This is a genomic window from Marinobacter sp. EN3 (assembly GCF_000475315.1).
Taxonomy (GTDB): domain Bacteria; phylum Pseudomonadota; class Gammaproteobacteria; order Pseudomonadales; family Oleiphilaceae; genus Marinobacter; species Marinobacter nauticus.
This window is the reverse complement of sequence record NZ_AXCC01000100.1, coordinates 1-1513: the sequence shown is the minus strand read 5'-3', so window position 1 is coordinate 1513 and position 1513 is coordinate 1. Positions and strand designations below refer to the sequence as shown.

1 protein-coding gene is annotated in these 1513 nt (G+C 61.6%); it reads right to left on the bottom strand.

The window, feature by feature from the left end; translation table 11 throughout:
* The coding region (gene istA, locus Q675_RS37615) for an IS21-like element ISSpu5 family transposase (RefSeq protein WP_036193910.1) at positions 1-1415 on the bottom strand (1415 nt) is incomplete at its 3' end.
* Between the last annotated feature and the right edge of the window lie 98 nt (positions 1416-1513).

Below are 1513 nucleotides of genomic sequence, written 5' to 3'. Positions count from 1 at the left end.
CTGCCCAGCATCAGGGCGCGTTGGCAGGCACGTTCTAATCGTGCCTCGCCGTAGCTCTGGCCCAGCCGGAGAATGCCCAGACAGGACCGATAGGCCTGTTGCGGATGCTTTCTTGCCCCCAGCGCGGTACGGATAAGCTTTTCAGTTGCCGGTCCAGTCTTGGCTGCCCAGGCGGTCAGTCGCTCTGGGGTCCACTCGCCGGCTTGGCGATGGGACTCCGGCATGTGAGCGGCGATGGTGCTATGCCGACCCTTCTGATCCGAACGCCGGTGGCTGGCGATCCGGTTGCCCCGGTGGAAGCATTCGATGGTGTTGTGGGTGATCCGGACCTCCACCTCTTTCTTGATCAGGGTGTAGGGCACCGAGTAGTAGTGCCCATCGATGGCCACGTGGTAGTCGATGTGTACCCGGGCTTTTTTCCACTCGGCGTAGACATACGGCTCGGCGGGTAGCGGTTGTAGAACCGGCTGGTCCAGCTGTTTGAAGTGATCAAGCCGGCACCCGGGCAACTTGCGGAAGGGGCGGCTATTGAGCTTCTCCAACAGCTCACGGATGGTGGCGTTGAGCTGCCCCAGGGAGAAGTGCTGACGATGGCGCAGGGCCGCCAGGATCCAGCGCTCAACGATCAATACGCCACCTTCCACCTTGGCCTTGTCACGGGGCTTGCGAACCCGTGTGGGGACAACGGCCACGCCATAATGGCTAGCCATATCCTGATAGGTCGGATTGAGATCCGGCTCGTAGCGATGGGCCTTGCTGACGCCGGAACGGAGGTTATCCGGAACCACCAGTTCCGGCACGCCGCCCAAGAACTCGAAAGTCCGGATGTGAGAGCCGATCCAGTCCGGCAGGGTCTGGCTCCAGGTGGCCTCGGCGTAGGTGTAATTGGACGCACCCATCACCGCCACAAAGACTTGCGCCTCATGGATCTCACCGGTGGTGCGATCAATGACGGGCACCGTGTGCCCAGCATAGTCCACGAACAGCTTTTCACCGGCTCGGTGGTCCTGACGCATCACCAGATCCAGCTTGCCCTGCCAGGCCCGGTAGTGCTCGCAGAACCAGCTGTACTGGTAGCCATCCGGATTGGCTTCCCGGTACTCCTGCCAGAGCAGGAACAGGGTGACGTTCTTGCCCCGGAGCTCATCGTGGATCCGCTGCCAGTCTGGAATGCCTCGGACCTGTGCCGGTAGATCCGGTGGTGGCGGGAACAGCCGTTGCTCCAGCTGGGCTTCACTCAGATCCTCTGGCAGCGGCCAGCCAAGCTCCGCCTCAGCAGCACGCCGCAGATACTCGCTCACAGTGGGGCGACTGATGCCGCAGGCTGCGGCAACCTGTCGGTTGCTAAGCCCTCGCTCCCACTTGAGGCGAAGGACTTCTTTGATTTTACGCATGGATAACCTCTTCGCTGGCATCTGGCCCTCTCCGGATGAAAAGGAGCAGAGTACCGTTAGTTATCCCGCGCCGGACGTTTTGATGGGGGAATCAGGCAGCCTGCCAGGGTGGCAGCTTT